We start from the raw sequence: 16,744 nt of genomic DNA on the forward strand, positions 1-16,744 counted from the left end.
TAGACAGTCATGAACGAATTTTTAGATATTCTTGTTGATATCGCGAGTACCCCAGCGATCTTAGTTGCGCTGATCGCTGTTTTGGGGAATGTACTGCAGAAAAAAGACATTGCCACGATCGTCAAAGGGGGCATCAAAACCTTTGTTGGGTTTCTCGTGGTCACTGCCGGGGCTGGGGTGATCGAAAGCTCTCTGGCGCCATTTGGGGAGATGTTCCAAGCAGCCTTTAACATGCAAGGGGTCGTACCTAATAACGAAGCGATCGTTGCGCTGGCTTTGACGACTTACGGCACCTATACCGCACTTATTATGTTAGCCGGAATGGCCTTCAATATTTTGATTGCCCGTATCACTCGCTTTAAATACATTTATTTGACTGGGCATGCCACGTTGTATATGGCTTGCATGATTGCGGTGATTTTGAGCGTTACTGGAATGAATACTTTTAATCTAGTTTTATTTGGCGGCTTAGCGTTAGGGATCTGTAACACGATTTTCCCAGCGATCGCACAACCGTTTACTCGAGAAATTACTAAAAATGATTCCGTCGCATTGGGGCATACGGGGAACTTCGGCTACGCATTGAGCGGGTTGATTGGGAAATACGTCGGCAATAAGGAAAAATCTACCGAAGACATCAATTTTCCGAAAGGCCTGTCTTTCTTGCGGGACTCTACTGTTAGTATCACGATTACGATGGCTATTGTATACGTGATCGTAGCAGTTTTTGCTGGGAGTGAATTTATTACAGAAAATCTTAGCAATGGCACGAACTCGATCATTTATTCGTTGCAGCAAGCCGGTTCGTTTGCCGCTGGTGTCTTTGTGATTTTAGCTGGTGTCCGTCTGATTTTGGCAGAAATCGTACCAGCCTTTAAAGGGATTTCCGAAAAGCTTGTTCCTAATGCGATTCCTGCATTGGATTGCCCTATCGTCTTTCCTTATGCGCCAAATGCTGTTCTGATTGGTTTTCTAACCAGCTTTGTCGGTGGAATCGTTAGTTTGATCATCATGGTCTTCACAGGAACAACCGTTATTATTCCAGGTGTCGTGCCCCATTTCTTCTGTGGCGCAACGGCAGGTGTTTACGGCAATGCAACGGGTGGTGTGCGAGGCGCCGTGATTGGTTCCTTTATTCATGGGATCATTATCAGCTTCATGCCGATCTTGTTGATGCCAGTCATGGGGGATCTTGGGTTCCAAGGATCAACTTTCTCTGATACCGACTATGGAGTTGCAGGGATCTTCCTGGGAAACTTAGCCAATATGGGCGGTCAAATCGCCATCTTCTCAGGGATAATTGCGGTAGTCGCGGTCTTGATCGGATTGACGATTTTCAAGAAAAACAGCCGGGCAAAATCTGTTTCTGAATAAATAGAGGATGGAGGGATAAATAGTGGCAATCAGTGAACAAGAATACCACGAACTCGAAAGATTAGCGGCAAAGATTCGTTTAGATACCCTTTGCAGCATCAAGAAAATGGGGCAAGGCCATCTGGGCGGTTCCTTTTCAATTGTTGAATTATTGGCCGTTTTGTACGGCAAACAGCTGCGGGTCAATCCACAAGATCCACAGTGGGCGGATCGTGACCGACTCGTTTTATCAAAAGGACATGCTGGCGCCGCACTGTACAGTGCATTAGCAAATACGGGCTATTTTGATCGGTCGTGGTTATGGACGATCAATGAGGGCGGCACGAGACTGCCTTCCCATCCGGATCGCTGGAAAACGCCGGGGGTTGATGCCACCACAGGTTCACTGGGGCAGGGAACTTCCATGGCTGCCGGGATCGCGACAGGCCTGCGCTTGGCAGGCAAGGACAATTTTGTTTATTTGATCGTTGGAGATGGTGAACTAAATGAAGGACAGTGCTGGGAAGCCTTCCAATACATTGCCCACTTTAAACTGAATCACTGTATCGTCATTATTGATGACAATAAAAAACAGCTAGATGGGCCAACCAAAGACATTCTTGATCCCTTTGACATCCAGCAGAAGATGACTGCTTTTGGCTTTTATACAGAAAAAGTTCCAGGGGCAGACATGCAAGCCATTGATGAGGCAATCGAGCGCTGCAAAGCAATCGAAGACCAAGCGGTTTGCATTGTCTTGGACAGCGTGAAAGGACAAGGCGTTCCTTTCTTTGAAGAACTAGATGCCAATCACTCCGTGAAGTTTACCACGGATGAGATCAATCAAGCGGCAGAAGCGGCAATCAAAGAATTGACGATAAAAATCGAAGGAGGACGCTAAGGCATGTTTACATTAAGCAAAACCACTGCTGCTGGTAAAGAGCTGCGAACTTGTGTCGTTGACACATTGGTGGAACTCATGGATGAAAATAACCAGCTAGTTGCGTTAGATGCCGACCTTGGTTCTGCCAGCGGCTGGACAGCGATTGCCAACAAACATCCCCAACGCTTTATCAACATGGGGATCGCGGAAGCCAATATGGTTGGCGTCGCTGCTGGCTTGAGTTTAACTGGCTATACACCTTTTATCCACACTTTTGGGCCATTTGCAACGCGCCGGGTATTCGATCAGCTGTTTATTTCTGGCGGCTATGGCGGCAATACGATCAACATTTACGGTTCTGATCCGGGGTTTGCAGTCGGACACAACGGCGGCACCCATACGACATGGGAAGATGTGGCTTTGATGAGAATGATTCCCCAATCGATCGTCTGCGATGCAGCGGATGAAGTCCAAATGGCGTGGATCATAAAAACCTTTAGCCAATTATCCGGCATTCATTACGTACGAGGCAATCGGAAAGCTGTTCCAACGATTTATGAAAAAGGCTCGACCTTTGAACTAGGAAAAGGCAATGTTTTAAGACCAGGCGATGAACTGTTGTTGATTGCCAGTGGCCAACTGGTTTCTGAAACACTGCAAGTGGCAGAAGAATTAGCAGAAATAGGAATCAGCTGCGAAGTGATCGACATGTTCACCATCAAACCGATCGATAAAGAATTGATCATCCGCGAAGTTCAGGGAAAACGGCAAGTCATCACCATCGAAAATCATTCTATCACCGGTGGACTAGGGAGTGCCGTCGCCGAAGTGCTTGCTGAAACTGGCAGTGCTGTCCCCTTAAAACGTATTGGTGTCAACGAACGATTTGGCCAAGTCGGCATACCCGATTTCCTGCAAAAAGAATATGGCTTAGATGCTGCTTCAATCAAGCAGCAAATAGTTGAGGGGAAGGTCAGGGGATAGAAAAAGGAAGCATCAACGAATCAATGGTTGGTGCTTCCTTCTCATTTATTTCAGGACTTGCAAAAAACGTCAAACAACGCGTCAGTCCTACTGTTTGACATTTTTTTTTGAACTACGACAAAAACCAGCGCCGTAACTTTTCTGCTTCGGTTAATGGGAAGTAGAACAGCTTACTTTCGGTGAAGGTATCTTCGGTTTTGATGGTCAACTGTAACTTGCCCAGACCTTTTTTGTGCTGCCAATACGTCGTGGTGACGGTGAAATCTTGGATTTTATTTTTCTTCAGATAAGCGGTCACCTTTGTTAAGCCGCGAATCGTTTGACACAACAATACATGGTTATCTAAAAAATGATACCCTTGTATTTTGCCCCGCCAGATGCTTGATAACACGAAGGAGCCAAAGAACACGAAGAAAATCAGCGCTAACCACCAGAAAAAGAAGGCGGAGATTCCTACAACAAGCAGCCCGATAAGCAGTGGCCAACGGCAAAAGTACCAAAAGTTGGGTCGCGGATTTTTCACTAGAGCGGTTTGTTGAAACGACCATTCAGGTAAAAAGCGGGCCAATGTTTCGGTCAGCTGCGCCTCTTTCAAAATGGGGAACAGATAGACCGTATCATCGCTTTCTGAAGAACTGCCAGCAGCCAGCAGTAACTTGACGGAGCTTAGATGAAAGATTCGGCGATAAAGATTTTGTTCGACACTTAGCCCTTGGATCCTAGCGAGGGGAATCGTTTGGTGTCGTTTAGAAAACAAGCCTTGCGTGATCAGCAGCTGTTGTTGGTTCGTTTCCACCGTAAAGCCATAATAGCGGAAAAGATTTCTAGCGATCGCAAGGAAGAAAAACAAAATCAGCAGTCCTAGCAAAAGCGCAGCACCTAATAAAAGGCCGAGTTGTTGCAATTCCGATGCATAGGTAAAGAGATTGGGAATGTTGTCGATCACGTTGTAGCCGATGACTAGAACCAAGGTGAAAACAGAAAAATCAGTGATAGAAAACAAGAAAATCTCCTTGAATTTCAAAGTGAATGTTTCTAACGGCGGATTTGCTGTTTCCTCACCCGAAAAAACAGTAGCGTAATTATTGGTTGGTTCTTCTCCACTAGCTGCTTGGGCAGTCGGCTCTTGTGGTGTCGCAGCTGCTTTTTTTGACGCTTCGATGGAGGCAATGAGAGCCAGCGGCAACGCTGGGAAAAGAATTTCGGCTTCGCCACTCGAACTTGCGGCGCTTTCCAATTTCACTTCAGCTAATTTAAATGGACGTAAATAAAAGTAATGATTCTCTTGAATGGTTTGGATGCGTTCAAATGGCAAAATCGTTTGTTTTTGGATAAAGAGTCCTTTGTTGACTAGTACACTCGTTTGATCGATTTGAAAGGTAAAGCGGGCGTAAGACAGTACCGCAAAAATCAGACACACCAGTAAAAATAGCAGAATGCCGCCCAGAATCATTGGCAAAGAAGGGGCGTCGTTGAATAATTTGAATACAAGCAGAAACGCTAGTACCAGAAAATTTTTGCAATTTTTGAACCAATAAAGACCGATACACAGCAACGGCAGTCGTTGTTTTTCATAGATCATCTTTGACCACCTCGACTAAAGTCATAATGGTTTCTCGCAAGCGTTCGGCTTGCGCCACTGGCAAGCCTTCAATGGTGTGGTTGGTGGCAGCCGTATGGATCTGTAAGGAGACTAAGGAGTATTTTCGCAAAAAGATCCCTTGGTCTGTTTCGATATGCTGGATTCGGCGGATCGGAATATACGTGGTGCTGCGGAATAGATAGCCGTGTTGAATGGCGATATCATTTTCTTGGATCTCGTAGCGATGAAATTTGTAACGGTAGCTCATTAGCACAAAAGAAAGCAGATGGCTGATCAAAGTCAGCGCCAATAAGCTTGACCAAAGGGTGATCACCCAGAAATGCAGCCAGTTTTGCGTGGCTAGAAACCAAAAAGAAGCAGCGAAAATCAGGCTGAAAATAATCAGTGACGTAATCCTTCGCAACCGCCAAACACGAATGATGGTTTGAGGCATTTGTTCATTTAATAAGGGATAATTCAAGGGAAACATCCTCTCTACATAGAAATAAATAGGGTTACCCACAAATATAGTGGAGATAGAAGAAAAAAACAAGGTCAGGAATTAAAAATAGTTAATTGTGATTTAAATATTGTTGCGAATAGGTAAAAAAAGAAAAAGCCACGTTTAGCTAACCAATGAGCATGAGTTTGTTCGTCATGAAAAAAGCGAATCTGCTATTGACTCTCCCTCAAGAGGAGCCAGTATGCTTTAGTAGAATAGGGCGATTTCTGTAGAAAATGATTGAGGTTGCTGGGCTGTCAAAAGAAATCAATGGACGCAAAACAATTGATCAACTGACCTTTTTGGTATTGGAATACCGCTGGTCGTACTATTTTTGACCAATAGGATTGGTGGAGATAAAGTGAGGGGGGCTGTTTCTTATACATCACAAGATAGTGATTTGACCTTCAGGCAGATAGAAGAAGTACCACAAGCAGTTTGTACGGTCCATAGAGGAGCCTATGCAGAATTTCCGAAAGCCTATGCTGCAGTTATCCAGTTTGTTGAAAACAACGGCTATCGAATCACAGGGCCTTTTCGTGAAAGCTATATTGATGGCATTTGGAATAAAGAAAGTGAAGAGGAAGGGCTGACTGAGATCCAGCTTCCTGTTGAAAAAATCAGCAGGCGACAGTAAGCAGAGACGTAGTTTGATGCAGTTTTTTTGTTAGGCAAGGTGTGAATTGCAGTAAGAACTTCTTTTATCGAAGGAAAGCAGGCGATTCCCATTGACAAATCGACTAGCGCCTTCTAAACTAAAGGCAGAAAAACAAGAGAAAAAGGTGATGGCTCCGGCCTATCTGCTGTTATTCCTTCGTTAACAGGGGTAGGACTGGAAAAGAGTAAATAAAATCAATTTCATAGGCAAAAAATTGACTGCATGCAGTTTTATTTGAAGTGCCTATCATTGATTTTATTTTACTCTTCGCTTTTTGATCTTCATCGTTTGAAGGTTGACCGCAGAGTGAAATCTGCGGTCTTTTTTGTTTTTCAATTATTTTGAAAGGGGAAAATAAGATGTACCAAGAATTGAGAAAGGCAATCGAGCGGCCACCGCTCTATAAAAAAATGGCAGAGGCGTTTTGGGACGATGCGTATATTTCCAAGCAAATGTTAAAGGCTCATTTGGATCCTGATTTTGAGGGAGCTAGTAGAAAGGTTGACTTTATCAACGAATCCGTTCGATGGATCAGTCGCCTTGTTCCGCCAGAAAAACAGACGCAACTTCTTGATATCGGCTGCGGACCAGGGATCTACGCGGAAAAATTTGCAGCGCTGGGCTATGAAGTGACAGGCGTTGATTACTCCAGAAGATCCCTTACCTATGCGAGAGATTCTGCGAATAAGCGGGAACTAAATATTACCTATCTATTTGATAACTATTTGGAGATGGCATTGCCTCAGCAATTTGATTTTATTACCTTGATTTATTGCGACTATGGTGCCTTAAATCCAGAGGAACGCAAACTACTGCTAAAAAATGTGCTGGCGCATCTAAAACCGGGTGGCAAATTTTTGTTCGATGTATTTACGATTGCACAGTTTTTAACGCTTAATGAAGAGCAGACCTGGGAAAGTCACGAATCAGAAGGGTTTTGGCGGGGGGAGCCCCATCTTGTGCTATATCAACGATGGAAATATCCTGATTACGTCTTGCTGGAGCAAACAACGATTTTAGCAGAAGGTGAGACCACAAATTATTACTTATGGACGACCTATTTTACAAAAGATGCATTGCTGAGGGAAGTTCAGGCTGCAGGCTTTGATATCTGTGAGGTATTTGGCGATGCTAAAGGCAGTCCTTATAGCGAAGAAGATTCAACAATGGCGATACTTTTGAAGAAGCCACAACTGAAAGAGTAGTTTTCTGTAAATAGAAACAAAAAGAAACGATGATTTTTCGTCGTTTCTTTTTGTTTGGCTCGGAACTGATCGATCAATTTTTTCGTACTAATGATCGGGCCTATTCAACACTACTCATTCAGCGAAACGTCGAACCATCGTAATATCTGTTTCCAAATAGCCCATTTTTTTGTATAGCTGATACGCAGATTGATTATGGGCAAAAACGTGCAAGCCGATCTCAGTGATGCCTTGCTGGATCGCCCACTTTTCCAAAGCTTGTAACGCTTTGGTTCCATAGCCTTTTCCTCGCTGGTCTTCCTCGATGATAAAGTCATAGATGAAGGCTTTCTGGGCAGCTGTGTTGATCCAAATCACCCCGATCGGTTCACTAAAATCAGCTGCAAATAAAGAAAACAAGTGATTGTTTTCAGTGGCAGTCCCTTGAGGAAGTAAAGAAGCAAAGCTTTCTTTGGCGAGGGAGAGGGCCTCGTCTTTGGCCCATGTGCCTGCTTGGATTTTGTCATTGGCGTATTCGAAAACAGCATTGGCTAAGTAGGCAGCGTAGTCGCTGTCTTTCATTGGTATTAAGTTCATCTATTTCTCCTTTCGTCCTTTTGGATTCTCCCTATCTTGCAGAATGATTGCAGTAAGGGGAAATGGGGACGCTTGATTGGTAACTATTTGTTCCCCCTTCAGTTGAAGGTCTCTGACAGCGGGTCTCGTCGTTGAAACAAAAACAGGTCATCCGGTGCAAACTGGTGGCGTGCATCGCAAGTATAGCCTCGCAACCAGTCACAACCATCGATGCGGCGAACGTAGAATCCTTTGGGGAAATCATCGGTTTTCTCCAAAGGCATAGAAGCGATCGTGATTGCGGCAGCTGGCGCTTTTCCTTGGGATTGCAGTCCGGTGCTATTTGCCAGTTGATGATAACTGAGGCGAAAGTGTAAGGCCATTTCCAATGTACAATCGGTCAGTCCATAAGAAGGTGCAGCTGCAAAAATCTCCGTCAACGAGCCACCTTGTGTGAGTCCCAGTTCTTTAAGGGAAACAATCACACAAGTAGTACGCTGTTTATCGGCACTGAGGGAGAGGTGGGGATGGCGCAAGAGCTGGTTGGCATACGCGTTTAAGTGAATCTGCTGTTCTTCCAACTGCTGGCAAAGGCGGGCTAGCGAAACCCCGCCATAGTCTACGATCACTTCTTTCAAATCAAACACTCCTTTCAATAGGGATCCATTTCTTGAAAAATCAGTTCGCACCCTCGCTCTCAGTCAAATTGGCATAAATCGCAGCAACTTCTTCTTGGTAACGATTCTTTAGTCGAGGGGGACTTAAAATGTGTAGGCTTTTTCCAAAAGAGAACAAATAGGGCACCACCCAGCTTTCCTCGGGTAAATCAACGGTAACTACAGCAGTGCCTTCCTCCGTCAAAGTAATATCCTGATGATCAAACTCATCATATACCCGATAAAGAACGTCGGCTTGAAAGAATAGACGAGCGGGATAGGTGTCAATAGTCAGTTCAATGGCAGAATCAGGCGCAGTGACCGGAAAAAAATGCTGTTCAGTGACGTGGACCTGACTCATGCGGCTGATTTTAAATGTCCGAAAGGCATTCTTTTGCTGGTCGAAGGCTTGCAGATACCATGCTTGCGAACGAAAAAGCAGTTTGTAAGGCTGACAGACGCGTTTTTGCGGTCCCTGTTTACTGATATAGTCAAAGGTGATCACGTGGTTCGTTAAAATACTCTTTTTTAATAAATCAAACGTGTCGTTGCCGTTTTCTCGCCGATGCCAAGTGGAAAAATCAACTTCTAGCCAGTCTGCATCGTTTTGCTGGAATAAGGATTGCAGTTTTGCCAATGATTCTCCGCTGATCTGTGGCGTCAGCTGGCGAATCCCTTTCAACGCCAACAGCAGGTTTTTCCGTTCTTCCTCTGATAATAACATTTTATCCAACACAAAACTGCTTAACAAATAGACGCCGCCATTTCGACCCGTTTCGGTATAGATGGGTACGCCAATACTGCTTAGGGTATTGATATCTCTGGTGATGGTGCGAGTCGAGACTTCAAATTGTTTGGCTAATTCAGAAGTGGTTGCTTTTTCATGATTCAACAGGTGGTAGATAAGGCCGAACAGGCGTGTCGTGCTCACTTGGTTTACTCCTTTTATAAAAAGATGATAAAACACTGACAGAAGGTGTCTAGGTTTCTATCGTATCATAAAGGCAAAGAAGGAGGAACACTAATGAAATTTTCGATAATAGAAACGGAAAGAACCAATAATTTTACTGATCCAGCGATTCAAGCAAAAATCACTGGCTTATGGGAGAAAAACAGCGAGGCGGTCAAGAAAGCCGCAGAAAAAGGAACGGTCATCGCTTGCGTTTACCACGAGTATGAGTCAAACTATCAAGGAGACTATGCCGTTTCGCTTTGTTTCGAAGAAACGGAGCAAGCAGACTTTGATACAGAAAAATATACTTGGAAAAAGTATCCGGTCGATCGGCGCGATGCGCAGGGCATTCTGACTACTTGGCGTCAAGTCTGGTCAGAGGAAGAAAACCAGCAGTTGCAGCGCAGGTATTCCTTTGATTTCGAACAGTATGCGCCAGACGGCGAAGTAACGATTTTTATCGCCATTGAAGAAAGCGACAAAGAGTAACCATTTTCCTGAATAGGAGGACAGTCAATGAGACAGTACGAAAGCAAAGCAGACTTGATCCAAGAGATCACAGAACGTTACCAAAAATTTCGCCAAGAATTTGTTGAAATTCCCGAAGCGTTACGAAATCAACGGATAGCAAGTGTCGACAAGACCCCTTCAGAAAATTTGTCTTACCAAATCGGCTGGGTCAGTTTGTTATTGTCATGGGAAACACAGGAACAACAAGGGATGAGCGTTCACACACCTGCTGAAGGGTATAAATGGAACAACCTTGGTGGATTGTATCAATCCTTTTATCAGACATATGGCAGTTTGACCTTAGCACAGCAGCAAGAGCTCTTAGACCAAAAGGTGACGGCACTTTGCCAGTGGATCGAAGGCTTATCCGATCAGGAATTGTTTGAAGCAGGGCAACGGGATTGGGCAACCACCAAAGCACAGTGGCCAGTCTATAAATGGATCCATATCAATACAGTAGCACCCTTTACCAATTTCCGAACGAAAATCCGAAAATGGAAAAAGGAAGCACTGCATTGATCAATAGAGAAATGAATGAATCGAACAGGAAAATCACACCCTTTTCATAGTGTGATTTTTTGCTGTACATAAAAAAACGGTTTATTGAGAAACAATGGCAAAGAAGCATACATGGCTTGCTATCAATTGTGAGAGACTGAAAATCGTGCTATGATGGCGTTAATCAGAGCAAGGAGGAAAAAGCTGATGTGTGGTGGCATTATTTCCCAAAAAATTGCCTAAGCCCATGTAGATCAAGACCAGCAAAAAACGATTTACATGGGAGGAACAAATGATGAAAGAAAACAAATATGATGACCAAACGTTTTTTACTAAATACAGTGAAATGACTCGTTCACAAAAAGGCCTGCAAGGAGCTGGGGAATGGCAGACGCTAGAAAAAATGTTGCCTGATTTCGAAAAAAAGCAGGTACTTGATCTAGGTTGTGGGTATGGATGGCATTGCCAATATGCTGTAGACCATGGAGCGGCAGCAGTACTAAGAACTGACATTTCTCAACGGATGCTTGAGGAGGCTAAGAAAAGGTACCCTGATCCGAAAATAACGTATCAATGTGTCGCAATGGAAGAAGTGACACTTCCTCCAGCCACAATAGACGTTGTTTTAAGTTCATTGGCGTTTCACTATGTGGCAACGTTCGAAACATTGATCAAAAGCATATCGGTCTGGCTGAAACCTGGTGGTGTACTCGTATTTTCGGTGGAGCATCCTGTTTATACTGCGGAAGGATCGCAAGATTGGCAGTATGATATGCAGGGGGGAATCCAGCATTTCCCAGTCGATCATTACTATTATGAAGGCAAGCGGCAAGCGCAATTTTTAGGTGAAACGGTGACGAAATACCATCGTACCCTGACAACCTATTTAATGACCTTATTGCAAAACGGCTTTATTTTAGAAAAAGTGATTGAGCCGCAGCCGCCAGAAGAATTACTGAAAGTACCGGGAATGAAAGACGAAATGCGCCGACCAATGATGCTGCTAATAGCTGCTAGAAAAAGCTGACTTAAAGAATTGTTAAACAGTTGATCCGTTAAGATCAGCTGTTTTTTTGTTTTGTGTCATCGTAAGAAATAACTGGAGAAGCCTGTGACCGCTTAATGTCTAGTTAGTGGAGTTAATAAAATAAACTGTTATTTTAAGTGCTAAAGTGACGCGAAGGTGACAAAAATGAAACGCCAATTCGTAAAAGGGTATGCTATATTTTAGACAGTACTTGTTTTTTTACGAAAAAAAGCCGGCAGTCGATGGCGTATCTTACGCAATCGCCGCCAATCTGTTTTATAAAAAAACGCAAAACCATTCCCAAGTCCGATGCACGTTTGCTGAATATTCAGCAAACGAAAAGTAAATGACTATGAATAGAAAGGGTGAGGATCATCGAAAACAACCAAACCATTGGCTTAACGTCAGGGGAAGTCAAGGCGCGGGTGCAGCGCGGTCAAGTCAATAAGACAAAAAAGGATACGACGAATACGTACCCGAAAATCCTGTTTACCAATATCTTTACCTTTTTCAATTTAATCAACTGTGTCCTATTCTTTCTCGTCTGTTTGACGGGTTCTTATCAAAACGGTTTGTTCGTCTTTGTTGTCTTCAGCAATGTGATCATCAATCTCTTTCAAGAAGTTCGTTCCAAACGAACGCTAGATAAGCTGGCACTGCTAAAAGTTGCCAAAGCCGATGTTTATCGGGATGGTAAGCTGGAGAATTTGCCGATCCACAAACTCGTAATGGATGATGTGTTACGACTGAAAAGCGGGGATCAAGTGCCGACGGATGCCAAAGTCATTCAAGGATCTTTAGAAGTCAATGAATCCTTGCTGACTGGTGAAATGGATACGATCCACAAACAGCCGGCAGACGAGTTGTTTTCTGGCAGTTTTATCACTGCTGGTGAAGCGTTGTGCCAAGTGATCCACGTAGGCGCTGATAACTATATCGCAAAAATCAACAAAGAAGCCAAGACCATCAAACGACAAAAATACTTGATCCAAGGCAGTTTGAATAAAATCATTCGTTGGATCAGCTTGATTTTGGTACCGTTATGTACCCTCTTGTTTATCAAACAGTTCTATTTCTCTCATGCGGCTTTCAACACCGCCATCTTACGGACGGTGGCGGCAGCTGTAGGGATGTTCCCCGAAGGTTTGTTTTTATTGACCAGTGTCACATTGACCATCAGTGCCGTCTACCTGGCGCGCAAAAAAGTGATGGTGCAGGAATTGAACTGCATTGATGCTTTGGCACGGGTCGATGTTCTTTGCTTAGACAAAACCGGCACGATCACCGAAGGCAAGATGACGGTGGAAAAGACGATTTCCTTTCAATCGGAAACACCGTTGGCAGAAATCACCGGCAACTTAATGGCTCAGCTACCCGATCAGAACCCAACGGCAATGGCGCTACGAACCTTTTTTTCAGAAAAAACGACGTACCAGATGCAGCAAGTCGTCCCCTTTTCATCTGACCGCAAATTCAGTTGCGTCACGTTTGAAGGGCAAGGCACTTATTTCATCGGAGCTGCGTCGATTTTACTGGGAACCAACCATGAAGCTGTCTTAAAACAGGAAAGACAGCTGGCAGAAGAAGGCTACCGGGTGATCGTTTTGGCGCACAGTGCGCAAGGCTATGAGGAGGCAGGACTGCCGACGGATATTGAACCGTTAGGATTTTATTTACTGTCAGACACGATCCGTGAAGATGCCAAAGAGACCTTGGAGTATTTTCGTTCACAAGCAATCCAATGCAAGATCATCTCTGGCGATGATCCAGTGACAGTCAGTCAAATCGCGAAAAAAGTCAATCTACCAGGGGCTGCTGATTTTATCGATGTATCAAAATTAACTGCAGCCGAATTAAAAGAAGCTGTCAGCAACTATCAGATTTTTGGTCGAGTGACGCCGCAACAAAAGAAAGAAATGGTACTCTACTTGAAAGAACAAGGGCATACTGTCGCGATGACTGGCGATGGCGTCAACGATGTTTTGGCGCTGAAAGAAGCAGACTGTTCCATCGCGATGGCTTCCGGTGTCGATGCTGCGCGCCAAGTATCAAATTTGGTGCTTTTGGAAAATCAATTCGATGCTTTGCCATCGGTCATGGATGAAGGCCGCCGAGTAATCAATAACATTACTCGCTCAGGTTCATTGGTGTTAGTGCAAGTCTTATTCTCCATCATGATCACTATGGGGACGTTGTTATCAGGAACGACATATCCTTTTGAGCCGATCCAATTAACGATCATCAATGCCTGCTTTGTCGGCATTCCGACCTTCTTTTTAAACTTTGAACCAGACTTCAATCGGATCAAAGGGGACTTTATGACAACGATTTTCAAAAATGCTTTTCCAACAGCATTGACGATTACGGTAGGAACTCTGCTGATCATCAACTTTGGCTATTGGTTCAACAGTAGCAGCAAAGCTCTATCGATCATGAGCATTATTTTTACCGCTTGGAACTATCGCTTGATCCAGAAAAAAGTCTATCCAGCTATCAACAGCTATCGAACGATGATTTTTTTCAGCACCCAGATCTTGTACTTTGCTGCCTTGATCGTCGGTCGTGACCTCTTTAACCTAGGCAATACCAGCTATCTCAACCTCATTCTCTTGATTGCCTTGTTGAATTTTTCCGCCTATATGCAACGCTTTGCGGATAAGGGAATCGAGTTACTGATGCGAAGGTATACGAAGAAACGTAAAAGCTTATCAAAAGAAATGATTCAGTAAACAGTAGAAAAACTGATTGCTTAAGTAGCGCTTGTAGCTTGCTAAGCAATCAGTTTTTGTTTATAAATAAATTTCTTTTATTTTCAAGGAGTCTAAGTCTTGCTATGAAACTCGTTTCATACCGTACAATCAACCAAGGGACCTTTTCAGAAAATTTGTCGAAAGTGAATCAGTAAATTTTCTATGGTAGACTTAGGTCAATCGTAAAACAAACAGATAGGAATGAAGGAAATGGCAACGATACGCGATATAGCAAAAATCACTGGTTTTTCGATCACGACAGTCTCTCGTGTGATCAATGGCCATCCTTATGTCGATGAGCAAAAGCGAGCAGCGATTTTGGCGGTGATGGAAGAACTGGATTACAAACCGAATAAGATCGCCCAAAAGCTCAGCTCGGGGAAAACCTATAATATTGGGGTCATCGTGCCGTTTGTCAATCACGCCTTTTTTGATGGGATTCTAAATGGCATTATGGAAGAAGCCTTTGCTAAAAAATACAAAGTGACGTTATTGCCGACCAATTTTGATCGGAAATTGGAACTAGAATATCTAGAAGAATTCGCTGCAAAAGGGTTTGACGGATTGATCGTTATTACCCGTGCAAATCATATCGAGACGTTTTATCCCTACATGGAAAAAGGACCGATCGTTTTTTGTGAAAATTCGACCGGTACTGCTGTTCCTTTCGTTGCGATCGACTTGGTCGGCTCTGTGACAGCTAGTATCAATTATTTAAAAGAACAAGGCGTAAAACGTTTGGGACTGACGCTCGGGCGCAGCAAACGTCTTAGCTGCAATTCAGTCAATACCATCGCAAAAGCCAAGGAGCTGTTTCCTGCTTTTTCGGAAGCCGATATTTATTGGGATTGTATCAAAGCACAAGACGGGATTTCCGCAGCAGCCTTTTTTAAAGAACGAGGAATCGATGGGGTGATCACAAATGGAGACGAAATCGCAGCAATGATTTTGAATCAATACTCCCACGGGACAGCACCCATCGTGATTGGACAAGAAAACCTGCTTATCAGTCAAATGCTGCATTTTTCTTCCGTTGAGTTTCATCTGAATCAGTGCGGCAAAGAAGCCTTTCGCTTGTTTCAAGAAAGAAAACAAGAACAGATCATTCTGCCTTATGAACTTATTATTCGTGAATAATCATTGTCAAAAAAAGAACACACCTTATTACGAGAGGTGTGTTTTTGCCTGATTTTTAAAGGGAATTTGAGGAGATAAAATAAAAAAATAAAGAAAAAATCAATTTTGAATGCTTGCTTTTCACAGAGTAAAGGGCTACCATTGGTCTGTGGCTTTTTCGCCACAAAAATAGGAAACGTATCAGACAAGAGTACTTGGGGAAGATTCTCTTGGGGGAAGCCTGATACGTTTCCTTTTGTTCATTCTAACACTATTTATATATAAAGTAGAGAGATATTGAGTAGATAAATAAAAATACTGCTGTAATTGATGAATAGGAAAAGAGCAAGCTCACAAAGGACTACTTTCAAATCGTTTTCCTACAACATGTTGGATGGCAAATGGCTCCTCATGTTTTGGTTAATAAAAGAGGATCAACTAACTAATTGTGTGGCACCAACTAGAAAATTACATAGCTTAGCAACACCTGTTTCAGCTGTTTCTTTGATTAGAACAGTTGCAGTATTTTCGTAAACATGAATCACACTAACTTCTTGTAAACCGGTAAAGCCAATAACATTTGCCTGATAGTTTTGACCAGGGAACACTTGGTATTTTTCCATGTTTTTATCTCCTTCATTATTCTTATTTCAAAAGAATAATAATTAAAATTTAAGAAAAAGTAAAGTGAAACGATTTTTCATTCAAAAACACAGCCCTTTGGCGTTTGTCTCGAGTAGTTTCGATCTTTTTCTGCAATTTTTCATTATTTTTTTCAATAAATATGCGGTGGCTTATTGAACTTTATTCAAGAATATGTACCTCTTTTTTTAGCAGCAACCACAGATTTCATCTAAACGAATGGGAGAAAACAGCAGCTGAATTGTTTGTTTTGTACCGGATTGGGGCTTATAATAAAAATAGGAAGAAGGATCGACGTCACCGCTTCCTAAATCAATTGAAAAGGGCGTGGAAGTTATGGAAAACGTATACCGAAATAACTTTGTCAAAAGAACTATTCAACTGATGTTTGCACCAAAAAAAATCAGAAAGCGTCCACCAGAACAATGGATCAAAATGCCTACCGACCGAGGTATTCGGAGAAAGGACGCGTGATCCAGCATCTCGCAGCTGTGCGTGAAATAGTATTTGAAGAGAAAAGAACGTTAGGAAGTCCCGAACGCGGGACTTCCTTTTTTGTGTCAGTGACATTGGGAATTTAACGAGAAAGTAGTTGCCAGCAGGTTCTCTTGTGAAGGGCTCCTTTCAGAAAAAGATATAAAAGGAAGCTTGCACTTTTCCTAGCGCTCAATAGACGAACGGAAGAAATCAATAGATAGCAGTGTTAGTGGATAAAGGATCGAAAGGATTCTTTCCAGCTGTTTTCAATTTTAAATTGGGTTTTCCAAAAAGTATGATATTCAAAGTGGCGTTAGTCTACCTACGTTATCAGAATGGATGATTGATAAAAGAAGGGGAATATAAAAGCCACTTTTTTCGCACATAGATTCTG

General features: G+C 43.1%; 16 protein-coding genes. 10 read left to right on the forward strand and 6 right to left on the reverse strand.

The window, feature by feature from the left end:
• Window positions 1–9: 9 nt before the first annotated feature.
• The 3 genes from IGJ17_RS02645 to IGJ17_RS02655 are packed head-to-tail and all read left to right on the forward strand — an operon-like array spanning window position 10 to window position 3,220.
• The gene (locus IGJ17_RS02645) at window positions 10–1,374 is read left to right on the forward strand and encodes a PTS ascorbate transporter subunit IIC (protein WP_139960422.1); all 1,365 of its coding nucleotides are present in this window, start codon (window positions 10–12) and stop codon (window positions 1,372–1,374) included.
• A gap of 22 nt (window positions 1,375–1,396) precedes the next feature.
• Complete coding sequence (locus IGJ17_RS02650) at window positions 1,397–2,254, forward strand: transketolase (protein WP_008377922.1); 858 nt, start codon at window positions 1,397–1,399, stop codon at window positions 2,252–2,254.
• A 3-nt stretch (window positions 2,255–2,257) separates the two neighbouring features.
• Window positions 2,258–3,220, forward strand: a complete 963-nt coding sequence (locus IGJ17_RS02655; protein WP_139960424.1) for a transketolase family protein — start codon at window positions 2,258–2,260, stop codon at window positions 3,218–3,220.
• Window positions 3,221–3,332: 112 nt separating this feature from the next.
• On the opposite strand, the gene IGJ17_RS02660 is transcribed toward IGJ17_RS02655, so the two are convergent.
• Entirely contained in the window at window positions 3,333–4,802 is a 1,470-nt protein-coding gene (locus IGJ17_RS02660; protein WP_139960425.1) for a PH domain-containing protein, read from the reverse strand.
• Window positions 4,792–5,283: a PH domain-containing protein gene (locus IGJ17_RS02665; protein ID WP_034878068.1), complete on the reverse strand. Its 492-nt coding sequence runs from the start codon at window positions 5,281–5,283 to the stop codon at window positions 4,792–4,794. Before IGJ17_RS02665 ends, IGJ17_RS02660 begins: the two co-directional genes overlap by 11 nt.
• A gap of 382 nt (window positions 5,284–5,665) precedes the next feature.
• Between IGJ17_RS02665 and IGJ17_RS02670 the strand changes: the two genes are divergently transcribed.
• Together IGJ17_RS02670 and IGJ17_RS02675 are read left to right on the forward strand one after the other, a co-directional pair.
• Window positions 5,666–5,941 (forward strand): GyrI-like domain-containing protein, encoded by a 276-nt coding sequence (locus IGJ17_RS02670; protein WP_008377930.1) that lies wholly within the window; start codon window positions 5,666–5,668, stop codon window positions 5,939–5,941.
• 380 nt (window positions 5,942–6,321) lie between these two features.
• A complete protein-coding gene (locus IGJ17_RS02675; RefSeq protein WP_139960426.1) occupies window positions 6,322–7,167 on the forward strand; it encodes a class I SAM-dependent methyltransferase in 846 nt (281 codons plus the stop codon).
• A 114-nt stretch (window positions 7,168–7,281) separates the two neighbouring features.
• On the opposite strand, the gene IGJ17_RS02680 is transcribed toward IGJ17_RS02675, so the two are convergent.
• From IGJ17_RS02680 to IGJ17_RS02690, 3 genes are all read right to left on the reverse strand, one after another.
• Window positions 7,282–7,743: a GNAT family N-acetyltransferase gene (locus IGJ17_RS02680; RefSeq protein ID WP_008377933.1), complete on the reverse strand. Its 462-nt coding sequence runs from the start codon at window positions 7,741–7,743 to the stop codon at window positions 7,282–7,284.
• A gap of 98 nt (window positions 7,744–7,841) precedes the next feature.
• A complete protein-coding gene (locus IGJ17_RS02685; RefSeq protein ID WP_429961064.1) occupies window positions 7,842–8,411 on the reverse strand; it encodes a helicase in 570 nt (189 codons plus the stop codon).
• A complete protein-coding gene (locus tag IGJ17_RS02690) occupies window positions 8,401–9,309 on the reverse strand; it encodes a helix-turn-helix transcriptional regulator (protein WP_139960429.1) in 909 nt (302 codons plus the stop codon). Before IGJ17_RS02690 ends, IGJ17_RS02685 begins: the two co-directional genes overlap by 11 nt.
• A gap of 93 nt (window positions 9,310–9,402) precedes the next feature.
• Between IGJ17_RS02690 and IGJ17_RS02695 the strand changes: the two genes are divergently transcribed.
• The 5 genes from IGJ17_RS02695 to IGJ17_RS02715 all read left to right on the forward strand — a co-directional run bounded on the left by IGJ17_RS02695 (window position 9,403) and on the right by IGJ17_RS02715 (window position 15,252).
• Window positions 9,403–9,819 carry an effector binding domain-containing protein gene (locus tag IGJ17_RS02695; protein WP_061053752.1) on the forward strand — a complete coding sequence of 139 codons (417 nt, stop codon included), beginning with the start codon at window positions 9,403–9,405 and terminating at the stop codon, window positions 9,817–9,819.
• A 27-nt stretch (window positions 9,820–9,846) separates the two neighbouring features.
• Entirely contained in the window at window positions 9,847–10,359 is a 513-nt protein-coding gene (locus IGJ17_RS02700; protein ID WP_061053753.1) for a ClbS/DfsB family four-helix bundle protein, read from the forward strand.
• A 274-nt stretch (window positions 10,360–10,633) separates the two neighbouring features.
• A complete protein-coding gene (locus tag IGJ17_RS02705) occupies window positions 10,634–11,365 on the forward strand; it encodes a class I SAM-dependent methyltransferase (protein ID WP_429961065.1) in 732 nt (243 codons plus the stop codon).
• Window positions 11,366–11,730: 365 nt separating this feature from the next.
• Window positions 11,731–14,094 carry an HAD-IC family P-type ATPase gene (locus IGJ17_RS02710; RefSeq protein ID WP_429961066.1) on the forward strand — a complete coding sequence of 788 codons (2,364 nt, stop codon included), beginning with the start codon at window positions 11,731–11,733 and terminating at the stop codon, window positions 14,092–14,094.
• Between the two features lie 231 nt (window positions 14,095–14,325).
• Complete coding sequence (locus tag IGJ17_RS02715; protein WP_008377949.1) at window positions 14,326–15,252, forward strand: LacI family DNA-binding transcriptional regulator; 927 nt, start codon at window positions 14,326–14,328, stop codon at window positions 15,250–15,252.
• Window positions 15,253–15,665: 413 nt separating this feature from the next.
• On the opposite strand, the gene IGJ17_RS02720 is transcribed toward IGJ17_RS02715, so the two are convergent.
• Window positions 15,666–15,854 (reverse strand): hypothetical protein, encoded by a 189-nt coding sequence (locus IGJ17_RS02720; protein ID WP_005227564.1) that lies wholly within the window; start codon window positions 15,852–15,854, stop codon window positions 15,666–15,668.
• Window positions 15,855–16,744: the final 890 nt, after the last annotated feature.

The organism is Enterococcus sp. DIV1096b (assembly GCF_050498765.1).
GTDB classification, from domain to species: Bacteria; Bacillota; Bacilli; order Lactobacillales; family Enterococcaceae; genus Enterococcus_D; species Enterococcus_D entomosocium.